The 20,743-nt window shown below is 66.4% G+C and carries 19 protein-coding genes; 8 read left to right on the forward strand and 11 right to left on the reverse strand.

Annotated elements, in window-relative coordinates; translation table 11 throughout:
• On the reverse strand, window positions 1–959 hold a 959-nt coding region (locus tag VMV82_08495; GenBank protein ID HUY41588.1), incomplete at its 3' end, for a branched-chain amino acid transaminase.
• On the opposite strand from VMV82_08495, the gene VMV82_08500 reads away from it, so the two are divergent.
• Window positions 958–3,213: a bifunctional YncE family protein/alkaline phosphatase family protein gene (locus VMV82_08500; protein ID HUY41589.1), complete on the forward strand. Its 2,256-nt coding sequence runs from the start codon at window positions 958–960 to the stop codon at window positions 3,211–3,213. The two genes, VMV82_08495 and VMV82_08500, sit on opposite strands and share 2 nt — an antisense overlap.
• Here VMV82_08500 and polX read toward each other — a convergent pair.
• Window positions 3,210–4,931, reverse strand: a complete 1,722-nt coding sequence (gene polX / locus VMV82_08505; protein HUY41590.1) for a DNA polymerase/3'-5' exonuclease PolX — start codon at window positions 4,929–4,931, stop codon at window positions 3,210–3,212. The two genes, VMV82_08500 and polX, sit on opposite strands and share 4 nt — an antisense overlap.
• Before the next feature lie 57 nt (window positions 4,932–4,988).
• Between polX and VMV82_08510 the strand changes: the two genes are divergently transcribed.
• Window positions 4,989–6,092: a quinolinate phosphoribosyl transferase gene (locus VMV82_08510; protein HUY41591.1), complete on the forward strand. Its 1,104-nt coding sequence runs from the start codon at window positions 4,989–4,991 to the stop codon at window positions 6,090–6,092.
• On the opposite strand, the gene VMV82_08515 is transcribed toward VMV82_08510, so the two are convergent.
• Together VMV82_08515 and VMV82_08520 are read right to left on the reverse strand one after the other, a co-directional pair.
• On the reverse strand, window positions 6,089–6,649 hold the full coding sequence (locus VMV82_08515; GenBank protein HUY41592.1) for a DJ-1/PfpI family protein: 561 nt from the start codon (window positions 6,647–6,649) through the stop codon (window positions 6,089–6,091). The genes VMV82_08510 and VMV82_08515 overlap by 4 nt on opposite strands.
• A 16-nt stretch (window positions 6,650–6,665) precedes the next feature.
• Window positions 6,666–7,430, reverse strand: a complete 765-nt coding sequence (locus tag VMV82_08520) for an SDR family oxidoreductase (GenBank protein ID HUY41593.1) — start codon at window positions 7,428–7,430, stop codon at window positions 6,666–6,668.
• Between the two features lie 136 nt (window positions 7,431–7,566).
• Here VMV82_08520 and rpsO point away from each other — a divergent pair, with 136 nt between their 5' ends.
• Window positions 7,567–7,836: a 30S ribosomal protein S15 gene (rpsO, locus tag VMV82_08525; GenBank protein HUY41594.1), complete on the forward strand. Its 270-nt coding sequence runs from the start codon at window positions 7,567–7,569 to the stop codon at window positions 7,834–7,836.
• On the opposite strand, the gene ggt is transcribed toward rpsO, so the two are convergent.
• Entirely contained in the window at window positions 7,833–9,521 is a 1,689-nt protein-coding gene (ggt, locus tag VMV82_08530) for a gamma-glutamyltransferase (GenBank protein ID HUY41595.1), read from the reverse strand. The two genes, rpsO and ggt, sit on opposite strands and share 4 nt — an antisense overlap.
• 305 nt (window positions 9,522–9,826) lie before the next feature.
• Here ggt and pnp point away from each other — a divergent pair, with 305 nt between their 5' ends.
• Genes pnp through VMV82_08555 form a run of 5 tightly spaced genes read left to right on the forward strand, consistent with a single transcriptional unit; the run spans window position 9,827 to window position 16,531 of the window.
• Window positions 9,827–12,151, forward strand: a complete 2,325-nt coding sequence (pnp, locus tag VMV82_08535; protein HUY41596.1) for a polyribonucleotide nucleotidyltransferase — start codon at window positions 9,827–9,829, stop codon at window positions 12,149–12,151.
• Complete coding sequence (locus VMV82_08540; GenBank protein ID HUY41597.1) at window positions 12,087–13,001, forward strand: SDR family NAD(P)-dependent oxidoreductase; 915 nt, start codon at window positions 12,087–12,089, stop codon at window positions 12,999–13,001. The genes pnp and VMV82_08540 overlap by 65 nt, the downstream gene beginning before the upstream one ends.
• 13 nt (window positions 13,002–13,014) lie before the next feature.
• Window positions 13,015–14,502, forward strand: a complete 1,488-nt coding sequence (locus VMV82_08545) for a menaquinone biosynthesis decarboxylase (protein ID HUY41598.1) — start codon at window positions 13,015–13,017, stop codon at window positions 14,500–14,502.
• Entirely contained in the window at window positions 14,499–15,374 is an 876-nt protein-coding gene (locus VMV82_08550) for a UbiA-like polyprenyltransferase (GenBank protein HUY41599.1), read from the forward strand. Before VMV82_08545 ends, VMV82_08550 begins: the two co-directional genes overlap by 4 nt.
• A complete protein-coding gene (locus tag VMV82_08555; protein HUY41600.1) occupies window positions 15,371–16,531 on the forward strand; it encodes a branched-chain amino acid ABC transporter substrate-binding protein in 1,161 nt (386 codons plus the stop codon). The genes VMV82_08550 and VMV82_08555 overlap by 4 nt, the downstream gene beginning before the upstream one ends.
• A 14-nt stretch (window positions 16,532–16,545) precedes the next feature.
• Here VMV82_08555 and VMV82_08560 read toward each other — a convergent pair whose 3' ends face one another.
• The 6 genes from VMV82_08560 to VMV82_08585 form a co-directional block, all read right to left on the reverse strand.
• On the reverse strand, window positions 16,546–16,725 hold the full coding sequence (locus VMV82_08560) for a hypothetical protein (protein ID HUY41601.1): 180 nt from the start codon (window positions 16,723–16,725) through the stop codon (window positions 16,546–16,548).
• Window positions 16,722–17,771 carry a hypothetical protein gene (locus VMV82_08565; protein ID HUY41602.1) on the reverse strand — a complete coding sequence of 350 codons (1,050 nt, stop codon included), beginning with the start codon at window positions 17,769–17,771 and terminating at the stop codon, window positions 16,722–16,724. Before VMV82_08565 ends, VMV82_08560 begins: the two co-directional genes overlap by 4 nt.
• A 2-nt stretch (window positions 17,772–17,773) precedes the next feature.
• A complete protein-coding gene (locus VMV82_08570; GenBank protein ID HUY41603.1) occupies window positions 17,774–18,676 on the reverse strand; it encodes an ABC transporter ATP-binding protein in 903 nt (300 codons plus the stop codon).
• Window positions 18,673–19,068: a GntR family transcriptional regulator gene (locus tag VMV82_08575; protein ID HUY41604.1), complete on the reverse strand. Its 396-nt coding sequence runs from the start codon at window positions 19,066–19,068 to the stop codon at window positions 18,673–18,675. The genes VMV82_08570 and VMV82_08575 overlap by 4 nt, the downstream gene beginning before the upstream one ends.
• Window positions 19,069–19,082: 14 nt before the next feature.
• A complete protein-coding gene (locus VMV82_08580) occupies window positions 19,083–19,211 on the reverse strand; it encodes a hypothetical protein (GenBank protein HUY41605.1) in 129 nt (42 codons plus the stop codon).
• An 88-nt stretch (window positions 19,212–19,299) separates the two neighbouring features.
• Window positions 19,300–20,691, reverse strand: a complete 1,392-nt coding sequence (locus VMV82_08585; protein ID HUY41606.1) for a winged helix-turn-helix domain-containing protein — start codon at window positions 20,689–20,691, stop codon at window positions 19,300–19,302.
• Window positions 20,692–20,743: the final 52 nt, after the last annotated feature.

Raw genomic sequence — 20,743 nt, forward strand, 5'->3', positions numbered from 1 at the left:
GGCTCGCGCCCGACGACCGCGCGCTCGTACGTCTCGGTGATGTGGCGCGCGATCGGACCGATCTCGCCGTTCCCTACGGTGCGCTGGTCGACCGACGCGACGTATGCGATTCCGGCGGCGGTGCCCGTAAAGAATATCTCGTCGGCGGCATAAAGCTCGCCGCGATCGATGGCGCGCTCCACCACCTCGATGCCCCGATCGCGCGCGATCTCCATGACCGCACGGCGCGTGCATCCTTCGAGAACGTTCTGCGACGGGTCGGGCGTGTAGAGCACGCCGCCGCGCACGAGGAAGATGTTCTCCGCAGAGCCTTCGGAGACGTGGCCGTCGTGCGAGAGCAGAATCGCCTCGTCGTAGCCGTTGCTCACCGCTTCGCTTTTTGCGAGCGCCGAGTTGACGTACAATCCCGTGACCTTGGCCCGCGGAGGAACCATCGTGTCGTCGGCGCGGCGCCACGAGCTGACGCACGCGCGCACGCCGCGCGATTTGTCGAGATAACTCGTGAAGGGGATCGGAACGATCGCAAAGGCGGATGGCACGCCGTGCAAGCGCACGCCGACGTCCTGCGCCGCTTTGAAGATGCAGGGCCGCACGTAGACGTCGGCTTCGAACGCATTGCGAAGGCACAACTCGACGGTCACGTCGATGAGCTCGTCGGTGGAGAGGGGAAGCTCCATGAGCAGGATTTTCGCCGAGGTGGCCAAGCGCTCGTAGTGCTCGCGCAGTTGCACGAGGAAGAGCTCGCGCTCCGGCTCCGACCAGTACCCGCGGATCCCTTCGAAGCACCCGGTTCCGTATTGCAGCCCGTGCGTGAGCAACCCGACCTTCGCCTCGTCGTAGCGCCGGAAGCCACCGGAGGCATAGACGACGGTCGCATCCAGATTTCGACTCGCGGCCATGAGCAACGATTGCGCCGCCGAGAGGGAATCGCCTGCGCCGAAGGTTACTCTTGAGTACATGCTGCGCTTGCTTCACATCCCGCTGCTCGCAACGCTGGCGCTGCTCGGCGCGGTTGCCGGCGCGACGTCGATTTGGCTTCCCACCGCCTGGCACATCTCAGCTCCTAGCGGCCCCGTCCGCGCGGTGGGACTCTTCCCACAAGGCATCGCGCTCTCTCCCGACGGCAAGCATCTTGCGGTCGTAGACTCGGGGGACGGCCCTCCGGCGTTGCTCGTGCTCGATGCGACGACGCTCGCGCAGCAACGCGCGATCCCGCTCCCCGGCGCATTCGGCAGGCCGCTCTGGCTCAACACGTCACGCGTTCTCGTTGCAGGCGAGAACGACGACGCTGTCGAGAACATCAACGTCGCCACCGGCGGCGTATCGCGCGTGACGCTGCCGAAGGGCTCGTGGCCCGCACAGGTTGCGCTCTCGCCGGATCACCGGCTCTTTGCAACGTCGAACGACATGACCGCAAGCGTCGGGATCGGAGCGCTCCACGGTTCCGCACCTTCAATCGTGCACGTCGGCTCGAACCCGTCGGACCTGCTCTTCTCTCCCGGAGGGAGACGCGTCTACGTTGCCCTGCGCGCGGAGCGAAGCGTCGCCGTCGTCAACGTCGCGAATCACGACGTCGCGTACGTCGCCGTCGGCTTGCACCCCGACGCGCTCGCGCTCTCGAAGGACGGCACCCTGCTCTACGTCGCCGAAAGCGACGACGACGCGCTCGGCATCGTGGACCTTCGCACGCGTACGCGCGTTGCCGACATTGATTTATCGCTGCACGACGGGCGCACCAGCGGCTACGGCGCATCGCCGAACGCAATCGCCATCGGAGCGCGCGACGTATACGTCAGTCTCGGCGCCGAGAACGCGATCGCCGTCATACGCAACAGGACGCTCCTCGGGCGCATTCCAACGGGTTGGTATCCGAGCAGCATCGCTCTCGGACCGGGCGGACGGCTCTACGTCAGCAACGCAAAAGGGGAGTCGAGCCCGGCGAACCCGCAGTTTCAACCGTACGCGCGCGGGCACCGCAACGGATACGTCGGCTCGAGCCTCGACGGCTCGATCCGCATCCTCGGCGCAGATGCAATCGACACGCGGCAGGTCGTCGCAAATGTCTCCCAGAGCTGGATCGCTCCCACGCACACCGTCGTGCGTCCCGACGGGCCGATCAAGCACGTGATCTACATCATCAAAGAGAACCGCACGTACGACCAGGTGCTCGGCGACGTCCCCAACGCCGACGGCGATCCCGGGCTCGCGTGGTTCGGCGCTCGGATCACGCCGAACCAGCACGCTCTCGCCACGCGCTTCGGCGTCTTCGACCGCACGTTTGCGGACGCGCAGATCAGCGCCGACGGCCACAACTGGTCGACGGCGGCATTTGCAAACGATTACGTCGAACGCTTTTGGCCGCAGAACTACTCGGGCCGCCGGTCCCTCTACGATTTCGAAGATGACTCGATGGCGGCGACGCCGCACAACGGATATCTCTGGGACGACGCCGCGCGCGGTGGCATCACCTATCGCGACTACGGCGAGTTCGTCACCAATCCGGCGAGCCTCTCGAGCGGTCGCGTCGTCTCGCACATGGCGCACCTGGGCGACGACGTCGTCGCTCCCCACTATCCCGGATGGAACTTAGAGATCAGCGACCAGGTCCGGTACGAGGCCTGGAAGGCCGAGTTCGACCGATACGTCGCCGGCGACGATCTTCCGCAACTCGAGATCGTGCGTCTTCCCAACGACCACACGCAGGGCACGCGCCCCGGCGAGTTGACGCCGCAGGCCTACGTCGCGCAGAACGACTACGCGCTCGGCGAGATCGTCGACGCCGTTTCACGCTCTCCGTATTGGGCGACCACGGCGATCTTCGCGATCGAAGACGACGCCCAGAACGGGCCCGACCACGTCGACGACCAGCGCACGACGCTCTACGTCGTAAGCCCGTACGCGCTCGCCGGAACGCACCACGACGCATACACGACCGCGTCGGTCCTGCGCACGATCGAAGTGCTTCTCGGCTTGCCGCCGATGTCGATCTACGATGCCGTCGCGCCGCCGCTCTACGGCGCGTTCGGCTTCCGGCCGGTGCTCAGACCGTTCGACGTGCTTGCGCCTCGTGTCGACGTCAACGCGCGCAACGCGCGCACGGCCTACGGCGCAGCCGAGAGCATGCGGCTCGATTTCCGCCACGCGGACGAGGCCGATCCACGCATCCTCAACGATATCCTCGCGCACGCCGCACGCGCGCGCCCCCATCGCTAGCCCGCGCGCTTGAGCCGGAGGAACTCGAGCAGCTCGGGGAGCGGCTTTGCGTTGAGCACGCGTTCCTTCGTGAGGCCGGCGCGTCGTGCTTGTCCGAGCGCGAACTCCACGTTCTCGAGGTGCTCGACGCGATGCGCGTCGCTGTCGAGCGCGAAGATCGCGCCGAAGGTCGCAGCGTGCCGCGCCACCGTTCCCGAGAGATCGAGGCGCGGTGCCTGGCCGTCGATCTCGAGCGCCGTTCCCGTGCGCGCCGCAGCTGCAAACACTCTATCGTAATCGAACTCGTAGCCGTCGAACTCCCCGAAGCGTCGTCCGGTCGGATGGCCGACGATCGTGACGTACGGGTTTTCGCACGCACGCACGAGGCGCGCCGTCATCTCGCTACGCGATTGGTCGAACGCCGAATGCACGCTCGCGACGACGAGATCGAAGAGCGCAAGCGCGTCGTCGGGATAGTCGAGCGAGCCATCGGGAAGAATGTCGACCTCGCTCGCACACAGCGTATATATTCGATGCTTCTCGCGCATCGCTTCGATGGCACGCCGCTGTTCGCGCATGCGCTCGGCGGTGACGCCGAAGCGCCCGCGTGAGGGCGAATGGTCGCTGATCGCGTGATACTCGTAGCCGAGCGCCGCCGACGCGGCGACCATCGCATTCAAATCGTCGCGTCCGTCGCTCCACGTCGTGTGCATGTGGAAGTCTCCGCGGATATCGCCGCTCTCGACGAGCGCTGGAAGCGCGTGCGCGAGAGCGAGCTCGATTTCGTCGAGACCGCTGCGCATCTCGGGCGCGACGTATTGCATGCCGAGCCGCTCGTAGACGCCGATCTCCTCCGCCGCGGTGGTGACGGCGCCGGTCGCGAGATCGGCGATACCGTTCTCCGAGACGCGCAGACCTTTGCGCACCGCGTATTCGCGCAACTTGACGTTGTGCTCGCGCGAGCCGGTGAAGTGCTGCAGCAGATTACCGTAAAGATGATCGGGAAGCACGCGGAGGTCGATCTGCAATCCTCCCGCGAGCCAGATGCTGGCCTTCGTCGGACCTTCCGCCAGCACGGCCTCGGCGCGCTGCCACGACGTGAAGCGCTCGATGACGGCGGGCGCATCGTCGGAGGTGCAGACGAGATCGACGTCGCCGACCGTCACCTCCTGGCGCCGTACGCTCCCGGCCGGCGCGAGCCGATGCAGCGGCGGCCCTTGCGCCAGGAACGTGGCAACCTCGCGCGCGATCGCGCGCGCTCGCGGCAACGGCGTCCGGCTCAGGCGGCCCTTGTACGCGAGCAGTCCGCGACGCCAATTATCGAGCGTCTTTCTCCCGAGTCGCGGAACGCCGTCGAGCCGTCCGTCGCGTAGCGCACTCTCGAGATCGTTGAGCGATGCGATGCCGAGATCGTCGTAGAGCATCGCCGCCGTCTTCGTCCCTATGCCTGCGACGCCGAGCAGCTCGAGCAGGGTCGGCGGAAAGCGCTCCAGCAATGCTGCGAGCGGCTCCGCGGTACCCGTCTTCACCAGCTGCTCGATGACGGCGCCTATGGACGTGCCGACTCCCGGCAGCTCGAGGTGCGCCCCGATAGCGACGAGACCGGCGAGTGGGGGTGCGTTCTCGATGCTCGCAGCAGCCCTTTCGTACGCCATGTACTTATAGAACGACTCGCCGGCCATCTCCATCAACGTGCGAATCTCGAGCAGCCGCGCCGCGACCTGTTCGTTGGAGAGCATCACCGGGTTCGTTCTTCCCGCACGGACGCGGCGCCCGCCGCGGCGAAGCTCGGCATCATGAGGCCCCGGCTCGACCCGTCGATCTTCAATCTGCCCGTCGAAAAGATGCGTGACGGCTATTACTCCGATACGTATTTCAATCGGTCGCGCGAGATCCTCGAGCGCGACGGAGCGCATCCGGTCGTGCGGATGCAAGTCTTTCAGCGCTCGGACGCCGTGCTGTGCGGCATCGACGAAGCGCTTGCCATCCTCAGGCTCTGCAGCGGCCGGCGTCGACCGGACGGCACGTGGGCCGACGCGTGGAACGATCTGCGCGTCTACGCCCTTCCCGACGGCGCGCACCTTTCGCCGTACGAAACCGCACTCGTCATCGAAGGCGACTACGGGCTCTTCGCGCACCTCGAAACGTGCTATCTCGGCGTGCTTTCACGCCGGACGCGAATCGCCACGAACGCACGCGACATCGTCTCCGCCGCAAACGGGAAGATCGTGCTCTTCTTCCCGGCTCGCTTCGACCACCATCTCGTGCAAACCGGTGACGGCTACGCCGCGTACATCTCCGGCGCGCTCGGCGTCTCGACCGACGCCAACGCGGAGTGGTGGGGAGCACGCGGCGTGGGCACCGTTCCGCACGCGCTCATCGCGGCGTACGGCGGCGACACCGTGCTCGCGACGCAGAAGGTCGCGCAGTACGCGCAGCCGGAGGCGCAGATCATCGCGCTCGTCGACTTCGACAACGATTGCGTCGCGACGAGCCTTGCGGTAGCGCGAGCCCTACGCGGACGACTCTGGGGGGTGCGCCTCGACACGTCGCGCACGCTCGTTGACAAGTCGCTCTGGAATCAGATGGGCACTTTCGTGCCGACCGGCGTAAACCCGCAGCTCGTCTGGAACGTTCGTCACGCGCTCGACGGTGAGGGCTTCGAAGACGTGCGCATCGTCGCGAGCGGCGGCTTTACGCCGCACCGCATCGCCTCCTTCGAGCGCGCGGGCGTTCCCGTCGACGCGTACGCCGTCGGCAGTGCGTTCTTCGACAACTCCGGTCGCTTCGATTTCACCGCCGACATCGCCGCATTGCGAGAGAACGACGCGTGGAAACCATGCCATAAAGTCGGGCGCCCCGAACGCCCGAATCCGCGGCTCGAACTCGTCGAGATCTAAGCGACGGGGACGACCGCCTGCGCGAGTTTTTCGAGCGCGGTACGATTGAACAGCGCCATATCCTCGCCCCCACGCGTCGAGACCCAGTTCGAGTCCGTTACCGTCGGCTGGTCGCGGTAGAGGCCGCCCGCATTGCGAATGTCGTCGGCGATGGAGTGTGCGCCCGTGAGCTGGCGTCCGCGTACGACCTGCGCGGAGATCAGCACCTGCGCGCCGTGCCCCACGGAGAAGATCGGCTTCTTCACCGCTTCGAACTCGTGAACGAATCGCTGAACGTCGCGGTTCGTACGGATTTGGTCGGGCGACGTGCCGCCGGGAACGAGCAGGGCATCGAAGTCGTCGGCGGTGCAATCGGCTACCAGCTCCTCGGCGCGCGCGCTCGCGCCATCGTCGAGACCGCGCTTGCCGCGGATACGCTGGCGAGAACGCTCCTCGACGCCGACGATCGTGACGATCGCCCCGGCATCTTCGAGCGCGCGCCGGGCCTCGGAAAGGTCCTGTTCTTCGTAGCCGTCGCCGATCAGCGCGGCGATTCGCTTGCCTTCAACTCCCTGCATCGCGCCCTACGATTCGCTAGAGCCCGCGAATCAACCCGCCGTCGACGGCAATGGTCTGGCCCGTGACGTATCGCGCGGGCTCGCTACAGAGGAACGCAACCAGCGGCGCGTACTCCTCGGGCTGCGCAACGCGGCCCATCGGAACCTCGCGCTCGGCGGCGCGGAGCATCTCCTCGTCGCTCCCGTAGAGCTGCCGCAGGCGGTCGGTAGCGACGCGGCCGGTCGCAACCGCGTTGACGGTGACGCCTTCCCGAGCCACCTCGTTCGAGAGCGTCTTCAGCGCCGCGACGAGCGCCGTGCGAAACGCGTTCGAAAGCACGAGGTTGTCGATCGGCTGTTTCACCGACGTGGAGGTCAAGGCGACGATGCGACCCCAGCGGCGCGCGCGCATTCCGGGAAGAACGCCGTCGACGAGATCGAGCATCGCGCGCAGCGTCGAACGGTAGGCGACGTCCCAATCGGCAGGCGCGACCTGCAGGTAGCTGCCCGGTTTCGGTCCCCCGCCGTTCGCGACGAGAATATCGATTCCGCCGAACGCCGCTTCGATGCCGGCGAACATGGCGCGCACGCTCGCGCCATCGGCGAGGTCAACGGCGAATGCACGCGCCTCCCGCGCTCCCGCAGCACGTGCCCGCTCTGCGACCTGCTCGAGCAGCTGCGTACGGCGCGCGGCCACGGCAAGCCGGACGCCCTCACCCGCGAGAGCGAGCGCCACGGCCGCACCGATTCCCGAGCTCGCGCCGGTGACGAGCGCGACTTTTTCGCGAATGCCGAGGTCCATGCGCGGGTCTATCGCGCTCAGGGCCGCCCCTCCCCTTGCGAATCGAGCATCTCCCCTGATATAGTAGCGCGGTCGCCGAGGCGGCGCCGGGCGCTGCACTCGAGCGAGACTTTCCTGAGCAAGGAGCCACGCAACCGTGCCCCTCACCAAAGAGCAGAAGGCGGAGATCGCCGGCACGTACGGCCGCACCGCCGCGGACACCGGGTCCGCAGAAGTTCAGATTGCGGTGCTCACGGCATCGATCAATCAGCTCACCGAGCACTTGAAGACCCACAAGAAAGATCACCACAGCCGGCGCGGCTTGCTGCTACAGGTCGGGCGGCGCCGTAGCCTTCTGAACTACATCCAGCGCACCGATCTCGAGCGTTACCGCAAACTCATCGCCGAACTCGGCCTGCGGCGCTAGTATCCGGCCGCGCCGCCCGGGGGGCGGCGGCGATCGCTCGCGCCTTCGAGCAGGCGGGTGCGCGAATCGACGACGATTGCCTGTGCCGAGCCCCACGTGGCGATCTCGCGTAACGCGTAACCTTCTGTGCGCAGGCCGCGCAGCGTCGCGCCCGTGAGCGCGCCGGGCTCGTATTGAATCTCGTCGGGAAGCCACTGCATGTGAATCCGCGGCGCGTCGACCGCCTGCGCAACGTTCATGCGATGTTCGAACACGTCGAGCAGGGTTTCGAGCACGATCGTGATGATGCGCGATCCACCGGGACTGCCGGTGACCATCACGAGCCTCCCGTTCCTGGTCACGATCGTCGGCGCCATCGACGAGAGGGGGCGCTTGCCGGGCGCGATGGCGTTGGCCTTGCCTTGCACGAGGCCGTACATGTTCGGCGCGCCGGGTTTGCTCGTGAAGTCGTCCATCTCATCGTTGAGGAAGAATCCCGTATTACCGGCGACGACCCCGGCGCCGAACCAATCGTTGAGCGTGTACGTCACCGCAACCGCATTCCCGCGCGCGTCAACGATCGAGTAATGCGTCGTCTGCGCGTGCTCGTGCGCGAGCGCGGCGAGCCCGGGATGGACGTCGCTCGACGGCGTCGCGCGCGACGGGTCGATCGACGCGCGGAGCCGAGCCAGGTATGCCGGCGCGAGCAACTGCGCGACCGGATTGCGCACGAACGCGGGGTCTCCGAGCGCGGCGTTGCGGTCGGCGTAGGCGCGCCGATCCGCCTCGACGACGTAATGCGTCTCGCGTAAGCCGTGCCAGGGCCACTGCGAGAGAGGGTAGGGCGCGAGGATGCCGAGGATCTCGCAGAGCGTGACTCCTGCGGAGCTCGGCGGCGGCGCAGCGGAGAGCAGGTAGCCGTGATAGCTGCAATGCAGCGGCGAGGCTTGGACGACGCGGTACCGCGCGAAGTCTTCCATCGTGAGTACGCCGCCGCCGGCGTTGGCCGCAGCGACCACCGCTCGCGCGATCGGCCCGCGATAGAAGGCACGAGGCCCGTCGCGTGCGATGAGCGCGAGGGTCGCTGCGAGCTGCGGCTGGCGGAAAAGCTCTCCCACGCGCGGGGGCGTCTGCATCGCCCAACGCGCCGCCGCGTAACCGCCGGGCATCGCGCGGAACGGAATCAGGTCTCCGGCGCCGAGTCGAAAGCCATCGCGTGCGAAGGCAATCGCGGGCGCCATCAGCGCGGCACGCGACATCGTGCCGTACTCGCGGCGCGCGGTCTCGAGGCCGAGCACCGAACCGGGCACGCCGACTGCAAGCCACCCCTTGCGTGACTTCGCCGGCTCCACGTTGCCGTGTGCGTCGAGGTACATGGTACGCGTCGCACGCGACGGCGCGACCTCTCGAAAATCGATGAAGCGCTCGCGACCGTCGTGCATGCGAACGATCATGAAGCCACCGCCGCCGATGTTGCCGCAGCACGGGTCGACCACAGCGAGCGCATAGCCTACCGCGACCGCCGCATCGACCGCGTTCCCGCCCTCGCGCAGCACCTGCAGGCCGACGTCGGACGCGAGGCGCTGCTCGGTGACAACCATCGCATGTCGCGCGACGACGGGGCGCGCGCCATGCCACCCGCCGGCAGGAAGGCTCGTCATTGCCGCAACGATCAGCATCGGAGCGAGAGCGCGAAGACGTATCACGCGTTGCCGACTATGCGTGCCGCGCGCCAAGCTCCTGCCCGGCGCGAGGCAGCATTGCGCCGCCGCTCGCCCGGTCCCGTTGGCGCGCCGCATGCAATACTCGTACCCGTGCCAAATGTCGCACGCGAGCCCTTCGTCCCAATGCCGGAGAGTCGCCACGGACGCAAAGGCCGTCCGGCAGCCAGACGGACTCGCCGGCAACCCGGCCCGTACCACCCAATAAAGGTCCGTGCTCCGCGACCCCAGAAGGGCCGCGGTGATTCACTAAAAGAGAAATTATACTAGGAGTAATCGTGCCCGAATCCGTGACCCTTACGGTCGGCGGGCGCACGATGGTCATCGAGACGGGTGAACTCGCGAAGCAAGCAAACGGCTCCGCACTGGTTCGTTATGGTGATCAAAACGTCGTGCTCTGCGCCGTCACCGCCTCCGAGCATCCTCGCGAAGGCATCGACTTCTTCCCCCTGACCTGCGATTTCGAAGAGCGCATGTACGCCGCCGGAAAGATTCCCGGCGGCTTCATCAAGCGCGAAGGGCGTCCTACAGAGCACGGCGTGCTCAGCTCGCGCCAAATCGACCGCCCGATTCGCCCGCTCTTCCCCGACGGTTTCCGCAACGACGTGCAGATCGTCGCGACAGTGCTCTCCATAGATCCCGAACTGGATGCTGACGTGATCGGCGTATGCGCCGCAGGCGCCGCGCTCGCATTCTCCGACATTCCGTTCGAGAAGACCGTCGCCGCCGTACGCGTCGGCCGGAACGAGAACGGCGACTACGTCTGCAATCCCACGCTGCCGGAGTATGTGACCGGCGGCATGGACATCGTGATCGCGGGAACGGATGACGCCGTCATGATGGTCGAAGGCGGCGGAAACGAAATTTCCGAGGACGATTTCCTCGGGGCCATTGCATTCGCGCACGAGGAGATCAAGAAGATCGTCGGCGCGATCGATCGGCTCGCGAAGAAGGTTGCCAAACCCAAGCGCGAGTTTCCCAGGCACGTACCGTCGGCCGATCTCGAGAAGTGGGTGCGCAAGAACTTTGCAAAGGACGTCGCCAAAGCGATGCGCGTGGTCGACAAGACGGAGCGCGAGCACGCGTTCGACGCGATCTCGCTCGACGAAGCGCTGGATCGCTGCGGCAAGAAGGACGACGACGTTCGGGCAGCCCTCGAGGAGCCGCTCGGCAAAAAGGACTTCCAGAAAATCGTGAAAGCGATGGAGGAGGAAGAGCTACGCACGATGGTCGTCGACGAGAAGATTCGTCCCGACGGCCGCAAGCCGGACGAAATCCGTCCGATCTGGTGCAAGGTCCACTACGTACCCCGCGTGCACGGATCTGGAGTCTTCACGCGCGGCCAGACGCAAGTCTTCACCGCCGCAACGCTCGGCTCGACGTCCGACGCGCAACGCCTCGACGGAATCGTCGCACTCGAGAACAAGCGCTACATGCACTTCTACAACTTCCCGCCGTACTCGGTCGGCGAGACGCGGCCGATGCGCGGTCCTGGGCGGCGTGAGATCGGTCACGGTCACCTCGCGGAGCGAGCGTTGCTCCCGGTTCTTCCGGCGAAGGACGACTTTCCGTATACGCTACGGCTCATGAGCGAGACGCTCGAGTCGAACGGCTCCTCGTCGATGGCGTCCGTGTGCGCGTCGACGCTCGCGCTCATGGACGCGGGCGTTCCGATTCGCGCGCACGTCGCCGGCGTCGCCATGGGCCTCATCCTCAAGGACGGAAAGTACAGCGTGCTCACGGATATTCAGGGCTTGGAGGACGCGCTCGGCGAGATGGACTTCAAGGTCGCGGGAACCAAGAAGGGCATCACCGCGATTCAGATGGACATCAAGGTTCAGGGCGTCACGCTCGAGATCATGCGCGAGGCAATGACGCAAGCACGCGCGTCGCGTTTCTTCATCCTCGAAAAACTCGAGGAAACGATCGCGCAGCCGCGTGAGGAACTCTCGAAGTACGCGCCGCGGATGATCGTCATGAAGATCAACCCCGAGAAGATCAAAGACGTCATCGGACCCGGCGGCAAGATCATCAACAAGATCATCGCCGAAACCGGCGTCGAGAAGATCGACATCGAAGACGACGGCAGCGTCTTCATTACGTCGCTCGACGGGGAATCCGGCGACAAGGCCAGAGCAATCGTCGAATCCATCACGAAAGACATCGTAATCGGCGAGACGTACGTCGGTAAGGTTACGCGCATCATCAACATCGGTGCGTTCGTGCAGATCGCGCCCGGCAAAGAGGGGTTGGTCCACATCAGTCAGCTCGCGCCCACGCGCGTCGAGCGCGTTGACGACGTGGTGAAAGTCGGCGACGAGATCAAGGTGAAAGTGATGGAGATCGACGGGCAAGGCCGCATCAATCTCTCGCACAAGGCACTGCTCAACGGGGCGTCGAGCGACGGCGATCGGCCACGCTCGCGCGAGCCGCGCGAGATGCGCCATGCGGCTCCGTCGGACGCGGCTCCGTCGGACGCGGCTCCGTCGGGTGCGGCTCCATCGGGTGCGGCTCCATCGGGTGCGGCTCCATCGGGTGCGGCTCCGGCCGGTGGAGGCGACGCTCCGCCCATGCGGCGACGCCGACGGCCGCAGGGTCGCCGTCACGACGAGTAAGCCGGATCCGGGCGCCGCGCTCGTTACCGGCGCGTCGAGCGGCATCGGCTACGCCGTCGTCGACGAGTTGCTGCGCGCGGGCACGATCGTCTATGCCGGCGTCCGCACGGACGCGGACGCCGCGCGCCTCGCCGAGATCGAGGACTCGGTGCGACCGCTGATTCTCGACGTGACCGTTCCCGAGCAGATCGCGGCTGCCGCGCAACGCATCGCTCGCGACGGCGTGCCCTTACGCGCCGTGGTCTGCAACGCGGGCATCGCGCTCGGCGGCCCGCTCGAGTTCTTGCCGTTGGAGCGCCTGCGTTACCAACTCGAGGTCAATCTCGTCGGGGCGCTCGCGGTCGCGCAAGCCGCTCTGCCGATGCTGCGCCAAACGCACGGGCGACTGCTCTTCGTCGGGTCGATCTCCGGACGCCTAACTCCACCGTTCGTCGGCCCCTATGCGGCGTCGAAGGCGGCGCTTGCAGCACTGACCGACGCGCTGCGTATCGAGCTCGATGCGTCGGGCAGCGGCATCAGCGTCTCGCTCTTCGAGTTCGGAAGCGTCAAGACGCCGATCTGGGAGAAAGGCGGAAGCTCTCTCGAGCGTTTGGAGGCTCAGGCCTCCCCCGAGCAGCGGCGGTACTACGGCTTCGTGCCCGGCGCGATGCGCGCGAACCTCGCGCACGAAAGCAAGCACGGCGTCGACGTCCGCGTCGTCGCGCGCGCGATCGCGCGCGCAGCGCTCGGCCCGCGGCCACGCGAACGCTACGTCCTCGGCGGCGGCGCCAAAGCGGGAGCGCTCGTCGCTGCGTTCTTGCCGGTTCGCGCGCGCGGCACACTGATGCGCAGAGTCATGCGCCTGCCGTAGGAGCCTCGATCACGTGCCGTACGATTCGCTGCGCGATTTCGTCGATGCCCTGAAAGCCTCGCAGCAGCTTCACACGATCTCGGCGCCGGTCGACCCCAAGCTCGAGATCGCAGAGATCACGGATCGCGTCGTGAAAGCCGGCGGCCCGGCGCTGCTCTTCAGCGACGTGAAGCGCTCCGCGTTCCCGGTGCTCACCAACCAGTTCGGCACGCACCGGCGCATGGCGATGGCGCTCGACGCCGAGCACCTCAACGAGGTCGCCGCACGCATTCACAAGCTCGTCGACCTCTCGCCGCCCGGCGCCTCGATCGGCGAGAAACTCGGCGCGATGATGCGTCTCGCGCCGCTCGCGAACGCCATCCCGCGCGTCGTGCGCGACGGAAGTTGCCACGACGTCATCGAGCGCGAGCCCGATCTGCGCAAGCTGCCCGTGCTCACCACGTGGCCGCTCGACGCAGGACCGTTCATCACGCTGCCGCTCGTGATCACGCAAGATCCGCAGACGCGAGCGTACAACGTCGGCATGTATCGCATGCAAGTCTACGGTCCTCGCGAGACCGGCATGCACTGGCAACGCCACAAACACGGACGCGCGCATGCCGATGCATGGGGCGCGCGCATTCCCGTCGCGGTCGCGATCGGCACGGAGCCGGCGCTGACCTACGCGGCGACGGCTCCGCTGCCGCCGATGCTCGACGAGTTCGCGTTCGCCGGACTCCTGCGCGGGAAGCCCGTGGAGCTCGTGAAGGCTACCACGGTCGACCTCAACGTGCCGGCACATGCGGAGTTCGTGCTCGAAGGGTACGTTGACAACGCGGATCTGCGCGTCGAGGGTCCGTTCGGCGATCATACCGGCGTCTATAGCCTCGCCGATCGTTACCCCACGTTTCACGTCACCTGCGTCACGCACCGCCGCAATCCCATCTACGCGGCGACGCTCGTTGGAAAGCCGCCGATGGAGGACGCCTGGCTCGGCAAAGCGACGGAACGCATCTTCCTTCCGCTGCTGCGCATGGTCGTACCAGAAGTCGTCGAGATGAACTTGCCTGTCGAAGGAGGCTTTCACAATCTCGCGCTCGTCTCGATCAAGAAGTCCTATCCCGGCCAAGCGAAGAAAGTCATGAACGCGTTGTGGGGGCTCGGCCACATGATGATGCTCACGCGCGTGCTCGTCATCGTCGACGCCGACGTCGACGTGCACGACGTGCGACAGACCGCGTGGTTCGTTCTGAACAATCTCGCACCCGAGCGCGACGTGGTGATGATGCCGGGGCCGGTCGACGACCTCGACCACGGCTCGTACACGATCGCGTACGGCACGAAGATCGGCATCGATGCGACGCGCAAGAGCGCGGCCGAGGGGTACACACGCGAATGGCCGCCGGACATGGTGATGGATCCGCAGACGCGGGCTCTCGTCGAGCGCCGCTGGCGCGAGTACGGCCTCGACCGCATCGCTGCGATGCTGCAACCCGATCCTTGGAGCGGACAAGGACGATGAGCCGCGTCACCCCGAGCGTGACGAAGGGCATCATATTTCTGCGCGAGATACGCATCGAGCACACGCTCTTCGCGCTTCCCTTCGCGTACGTGGGCGCGCTGCTCGCCGCGCGCGGCCTCCCCTCGCCGTGGGCGCTGCTCTGGATCACGCTCGCGGTGCTCGGCGCTCGTACCGCAGCGATGTCGGCGAACCGCTATCTCGACCGCGATATCGATGCGCGCAATCCGCGTACGGCTCGGCGCGCGGTCGCGAGCGGACGGCTTTCGCCGGCAACGATGCTCTGGGCGGCGGGCGCCGGGCTCGCACTGCTTGTCGTCTCCGCGTGGATGCTCAATCCACTCTGCGTCAAGCTTTTACCCATCGCCGCGCTCGGCGTGCTCGCGTATCCGTTGTGCAAACGCTTCACGTGGCTCACGCACTTCGTGCTCGGCGCGGTCGATGCGCTCGCGCCGCTCGGCGCCTATATCGGCGTTGCCGGGCGCGTGAGCCCGAGCGCGCTCTTGCTCTTTGCCGCGGTAACGTTCTGGGTAGCGGGCTTCGACGTTATCTACGCGCTTATGGACCTCGACGTCGATCGCGCGCAGCGGTTGCGTTCGCTGCCCGCGCGCTTCGGCGCGTCGCACGGCCGGGTGCTCGCCGTCGCACTGCAAGTCCTCACCGCCATCGCACTCGGCGGGGCAGGCGCCACCGCCGGCGCTTCGCCGCTCTACTACGCCGGCGTGGCTGCGGCCCTTGCGGTTGCGGCATACGAAGGACAGCTCCTGCGCCGCGCGGAGAACCTCTTCGTGGTCAACGAGCGCGTCTTCACGGCCAACATGGCATTCTCGGTGCTCTTCATGATCACCACATTCGCGGGGATGACGGTGCGATGAAACGCGCCGCCTTTCTCGGCGCCGCCGGCGCTGCCGCACTGGCGGCGCGCGCGAGCGCGCAGGTCCCGATCAACCCCGTACAGATCGCGCGGCAGCTCACGATCGGCGTCAACGTCCCGCTCTCGGGAGCGCTCGGGCAGTTTGGCGCGCAAGTGGTCGAGGGCGTCAAAGCCGCGATCGACGAGAGCAACATGCTCACCGCGCTCTCGGGAACGGTCTTCGGGATTCGCCCGCTCGACGACCAGAACTCGGCCTCGATATCGATGGGAAACGTCTCCGTCGCCGCGGCCGATCAAACGATCGTCGGCATCGTTGGCAACCTGACTGCCGACGTCACCCTCGCGACGCTCACGCAGTACGCGAACAACGGCTTTGCCGTCATCGTCCCGAGCGTCCACGCAGACGCGCTTACCCAACGCGGGTATCACAACATCTACCGCTTGCCGACGCGCGACGACGTCGCCGGCCGTCTCTTCGCGTCCACGATCTTCCGCCGCCAGCCGTCGACGTTCGCGCTCGCGGTAACGCTCGACGGCGACTACGGTCCGGGCGTCGCACGCGGTTTCGTGCAGCAAGCAAAGGCGGACCGGCGCAACGTGGACGTCGTCACGCTTCCGGTAAACGCCTTCGATCCGGCTGGAGCCGCACGCGCGATCCTCGCGCGCGACGCGGATTACCTCTTCCTCTGCGGAACCGTTGCGCAGCTCGGACCCATCATTCCGGCGCTCGCGAGCGCCGGGTACAACGGCCTGTACGGTTTGAGCGACGGCTTCTACACGCAGGACACGATCACCAAATATGGCTCGAAGCTCGGCAACGCAATCGTCTACGGCCCGCTTCCTCCCCTCGCGCGTGCCACGGGCATCTTTCAGCAGCTCGCGGATCTACGGCGCGAGGTCTCGAGCGTGACCGCGCTCATCGCTTACGGGTACGCCGCGGCACAGATCGTCATCCAGGCCTCGCAGCGGACGAACGCCCTCACGCGCTACTCGTTGCTCTCCACGATGCAGATGCAAGGCGGCTTCAACACGCTCGTCGGCCCCTTCAGCTTCGACCTCAACGGTGACTCGCTGCTACCGAATCTCTATTTCTTCAAGATATCGGGAACGACGTTCGACTACGTCGAGCCGGCGATCCGCAACGGATTCATCGTCTGACCGAGCCGCCCTCTTTACCTTCTGTTCGGGAAGATGCGGTCGAGTTTCTCGCTTGACGCGAGGCGCAGCGGCGTCTCCTGCTTCGTCGCCGTCGTCGGCGCCTGCAGGTCTGCATCCTCGACGGCGAGGCTGAAGCGCAGGCGCCAGGCGCCGAGCGTGAGACTGAAGTGCGTACCCATGATTTCCATCGTCATGCCTCCAATCGGCGCCATTGAAGCAGTGAGAGCGAAGAGTAGATCACCGTCAGCGCGAGCAGTATCGCAGCGCGCAGGAGCGGCGGCGAAGCGAGCAGCGAGAACGTATCCCCGAACGTTGCGGTGCTGTCGCCGGGAGCCGCGCTGCCCGAGAAGTGCATGTACACGAGCGGGTCGAGCAACGAGACGTAGCTGAGCGCGACGCCGGCGGCGTGCAGGAGCGGATTTCCGGCTATTGCCAGTGCCTGACCGATCGGTGGAACCACGAGCGCCGCGAGCCAGCCAAGCCCGATCACGGCGCCGAGCCCGCGCTTCAAAGAACTCGAACACGCGGTGAGCAGCGCGTACCAGGCAAAAGGCAGGAACACCGTCAGTGCGAGCACCGGGAGCGTCGCCGAGTCGACGACGACGTGCGGTATCTCGAAGAGCGCCGTGCACAGCACGAGGAAAATCACGGTGAGCGCCATAGACGCGAGCATGGCGAGTGCGTCGACGCCGAACAGTCCGAGCGCCATACGTTCGCGGCCGATCGCCTTCGTCCACGCGATCTCCAGGTGGTTCGTGTTCTCTTTCGCGAGCGGTCCCGCGAGGACTGTCGCGACGATGAGCGCGACGAACGACGCGAACAGCAGCAAGTAGCGCGCCGAGACGGGCTCGTCGGTCGTGACCTGGACCTCGTTGCTCGTCGGGCTGACCCGCGTCGCGTGCACGCCGACGCTGCCGATCTGCACGTTGTGGCTGCGGCTGACGGTCACGTCGGGTCCCGTGATGGTGATGGTTTTGCCCTGCCATCCGCGGTCGACGATCACGATGTGGTCGCCGCGCGATCTATCGTCGATCGTCGTTCGCATCGAGCCGTCGCTCTGACGCTCGTGCGTTACGCGTACGCCGGGCTTGTTCATCTCTTGATCGACCCAGCTGTACGTTCCGGAGATCTGCCCGTTGAACGCGATGCGCAACAGCGCGGCGATCGCAAACAGGCAGCCGAAGACGATGGCGAGGACCTTGAGCGTCGTGCGAACGCGCAGCCACTCGGGATAGAACATGATTACGAACCCTCCACGACGTCGGCGGTCGCCGACGCCGGAGCGACAGCGTAAAGAAAGATATCTTCGAGATTGAGATCGATGATGCGAACGCCCGTACCGCCGGCCGCCTCGAGTTTTTGCGCGATCTCGTTTGGCCCGTCGAGGACCATGATGCGCACGATGCGGCCGCTGCGATCGACGCGGCCGACGCGAGCGTCTGCGGCGATGCCGTTGAGCGAGTAGCTCTCGTTCGGAAAGATCGCCTCGACGATCTTGCGCCCGGACTTCAGATCGTCGATCGCGCCCTCGAGCACGAGACGGCCGCGATCCAGCACTGCGATGCGCTCGGCCGCGCGCTCGACCTGGCCGATCTGGTGCGACGAGAAGAGCACGGTCGCGCCGCGCGCTGCTTCGTTGACCATGAGGTTGAGCACGTGACGCTGGTTGACGGGGTCCAAGCCGCTCGTCGGCTCGTCGAGCACGAGCAAATCGGCTTGTCGCGCGAAGGCGATGCCGACGGCAACCGCCGTCTTCATGCCCTTCGAGAGCGAACGCGCACGCTTGCGCGGATCGATGCCAAAGGTCTTGAGGAGATCGTAGGCGCGCGATGCGTCGAAGCGCTTGAACGCGCGGCGGTTCATCTCGACGAGCTCGTGGACGCGCATCCAGTCGTAGAGCACGTCGCGCTCGGGGATGTAGACGATCGCTTCGAAGAGCGCCGGCACGAGGGGCTTCCCAGCGAAGGTGACGCTGCCGGCGTTCGCCCGCGCGAGCCCAAGCATGCATTTGAACGTCGTCGTCTTGCCGGCGCCGTTTGGGCCCAAGAGCCCGAAGATCGTACCGGCCGGAATCTCGACCGACAGATCATCGACGGCGGCTTGAGAGCCGTACTTCTTGCTCAAATGCGAAATCGCGATGTTCATCTTTCCTCCGAGAACCAGCGGTCGAGAACGGCGTCGACGACGTCGCGCACGTCCGCGCGCGTCAAGCCCATTGCCTTTGCTTCGCGTACCGCGCCCTCCATGGCGCGACGTGTGACGTCGCTTGCGGCGGCTCGCGTGGACGACACGCCGTCACCTTTGACGAAGGAGCCGCGTCCGGGCGACGTTTCTATGACGCCGTCGCGCTCCAAATCGCGATAGGCACGGGCGACGGTATTCGGGTTGATCGTCAGGTCGAGTGCGAGTTGCTTCACCGTCGGCAGCTGCTCGCCGGACTGCAGAACGCCCAGCGCCGTCGAGCGCTTGACCTGCTCGACGATCTGCTGGTAGATCGGCACGCCGCTGCGTGGATCGACGGTAAGCACGACCGGCACTGTCGTAGATCCGCCTAGAGCCTCGGACCCCAACCCTGGAAGAACGGATCTTCACGCGGGCAGGCGATCGGCGAGCGATGCTCGGTAACCCGGACTTCCGGGCGAGGGGCGATGTACTCGGTCAAGAGGGCGGTTGCGTTCATGGCGGCTCCTTGTTCTAGGGCGATGTTGTACTAGTACAATAGTACAACAGAGGAGCGCCGTCAAGCCCTTTCCTGGATTTCTTTTAGTTCAGCCTTGCTGTTCGATAAGCCGCCGGTCCGTGCTCGTGAGGACGCCGAACCGCGGGTCGTCGAGGGCGAAGATGCGATCCTCGTTGCTCATCGTGCGGGCCAGCCGCCGGATCGCCATCCCGTGCTCGCCCTCTACGGCGAGCGCCAGCGCCAGATCCTCGGGGCGTACGGGCCCGGTTGCCGCGATTGCCAGCTCTTGCCGGGCGGCAGCCGCCCAATGGAGCCGCCCGTACGCGTAGGCGAGGAGTGCCGCGCCTTCGGCGCGGCACGCACGGCACGCTTGCGCGTAGTGAGTAAACGCGACGATTGCCGGTCCCTGCCGCCCCCGCGCCTCCTCGGCTAGACCGAGCGTAATCCAGAGTTCGTAGCGGGTCGGCGCAACGGCCAGCCCTTCGTGCGCCTCTGCGATCGCCTCACCGTACCGGTGTTCCAGATACGCCACCCATGCAAGCCACGACGTTGCTGCGATCGAGAGCGGGTTGAGGCGTTGCGCGGTCCGAAGCTCGACCTCCCCTTCGGTGATGTGCCCGCGCGCGACGAGCGCGATGCCGTACCACACATGTGCTGCCGCATCACTCGGGGCGAGAGCGACGGCTCTTTGCAGGTCTCCAACTGCACCCCTTCCGCTACCGGAGTCGAGCGCCAGCAACCCGAGTGCGGCATAGGCTCGGCCGCATCGTGGGTCGAGCGCGAGCGCTCTGCCCGCATCGGCGCGCGCGCGCGCGCGATCGTCTCGCGACGGCGACGCGCCATAGCCGTAATCCGCCATTACCGCATAGGCGCTTGCGCGTGCGCCGAAGGCCTGCGCGTCGCGAGGATCCTGCGCGATCGCGCGAGAGAAGAGCGCCACACTGTGCTCGACGCCGCTGCGCGTTCGCAGCGTCAGGAAAAAGTTGCCCATCGTGAAGAGCTGCGCCGGTGCGGACATCGGCGGCGTCGCCGGCTCGCGAGAGAGGCCGTGCGCCCACGCGCCGATCGCAAAGACGAGCAACGCAGCCATTGCCGCGAGCGCCATGCGGCCCGCGCGCCGCGGCACGTGCTCGGGCGTGGGAATCGCGTCGAGCCGGCGCACCGCAAACGTAAAGCGATATCCGCGTCGCGCGATCGTCTCGATCGCCCCCGCGCAGCGGCTTGCACGAAAGAGCTTGCGAAGAACGTAGACGTTCTGGGTGAGATTCGCCTCCTCGACGTAACCCTCGGGCCAAACTCGCCCGAGCAGCCCCTGCTTCGAGACGATCTCGCCCGCGCGCTCGACGAGGGCGAGCAGCGTCTCAACCACTTTGGGGCCGAGCGCGATCGGAGCGCCGTCGCGATAGAGCAGCAGGCGCTGCGCATCGAGCCGGAACGGGCCGAACTCGTAGACCACCATGGCGAGAGGTTCGCGCACCACCGCGCCGAGGACTTCTTTGCTTGCGCCGCGTTTGTCGTCGCCGGCGACCCGT

The sequence above is a fragment of the Candidatus Dormiibacterota bacterium genome (assembly GCA_035532035.1).
Lineage (GTDB): Bacteria > Vulcanimicrobiota > Vulcanimicrobiia > Vulcanimicrobiales > Vulcanimicrobiaceae > Tyrphobacter.

Excerpts from the sequence above, each read along its gene's own strand:
- polX (HUY41590.1), bottom strand. The coding sequence starts at position 4,931 with ATGCTCTCCAACGAACAGGTCGCGGCGCGGCTGCTCGAGATTCGCACG.
- VMV82_08580 (HUY41605.1), bottom strand. The coding sequence starts at position 19,211 with ATGAACGCAACCGCCCTCTTGACCGAGTACATCGCCCCTCGCCCGGAA.
- VMV82_08555 (HUY41600.1), top strand. The coding sequence starts at position 15,371 with ATGAAACGCGCCGCCTTTCTCGGCGCCGCCGGCGCTGCCGCACTGGCG.
- VMV82_08550 (HUY41599.1), top strand. The coding sequence starts at position 14,499 with ATGAGCCGCGTCACCCCGAGCGTGACGAAGGGCATCATATTTCTGCGC.
- VMV82_08500 (HUY41589.1), top strand. The coding sequence starts at position 958 with ATGCTGCGCTTGCTTCACATCCCGCTGCTCGCAACGCTGGCGCTGCTC.
- VMV82_08570 (HUY41603.1), bottom strand. The coding sequence starts at position 18,676 with ATGAACATCGCGATTTCGCATTTGAGCAAGAAGTACGGCTCTCAAGCC.
- VMV82_08515 (HUY41592.1), bottom strand. The coding sequence starts at position 6,649 with ATGCAGGGAGTTGAAGGCAAGCGAATCGCCGCGCTGATCGGCGACGGC.
- VMV82_08520 (HUY41593.1), bottom strand. The coding sequence starts at position 7,430 with ATGGACCTCGGCATTCGCGAAAAAGTCGCGCTCGTCACCGGCGCGAGC.
- VMV82_08560 (HUY41601.1), bottom strand. The coding sequence starts at position 16,725 with ATGACGATGGAAATCATGGGTACGCACTTCAGTCTCACGCTCGGCGCC.
- VMV82_08510 (HUY41591.1), top strand. The coding sequence starts at position 4,989 with ATGAGGCCCCGGCTCGACCCGTCGATCTTCAATCTGCCCGTCGAAAAG.
- VMV82_08565 (HUY41602.1), bottom strand. The coding sequence starts at position 17,771 with ATGTTCTATCCCGAGTGGCTGCGCGTTCGCACGACGCTCAAGGTCCTC.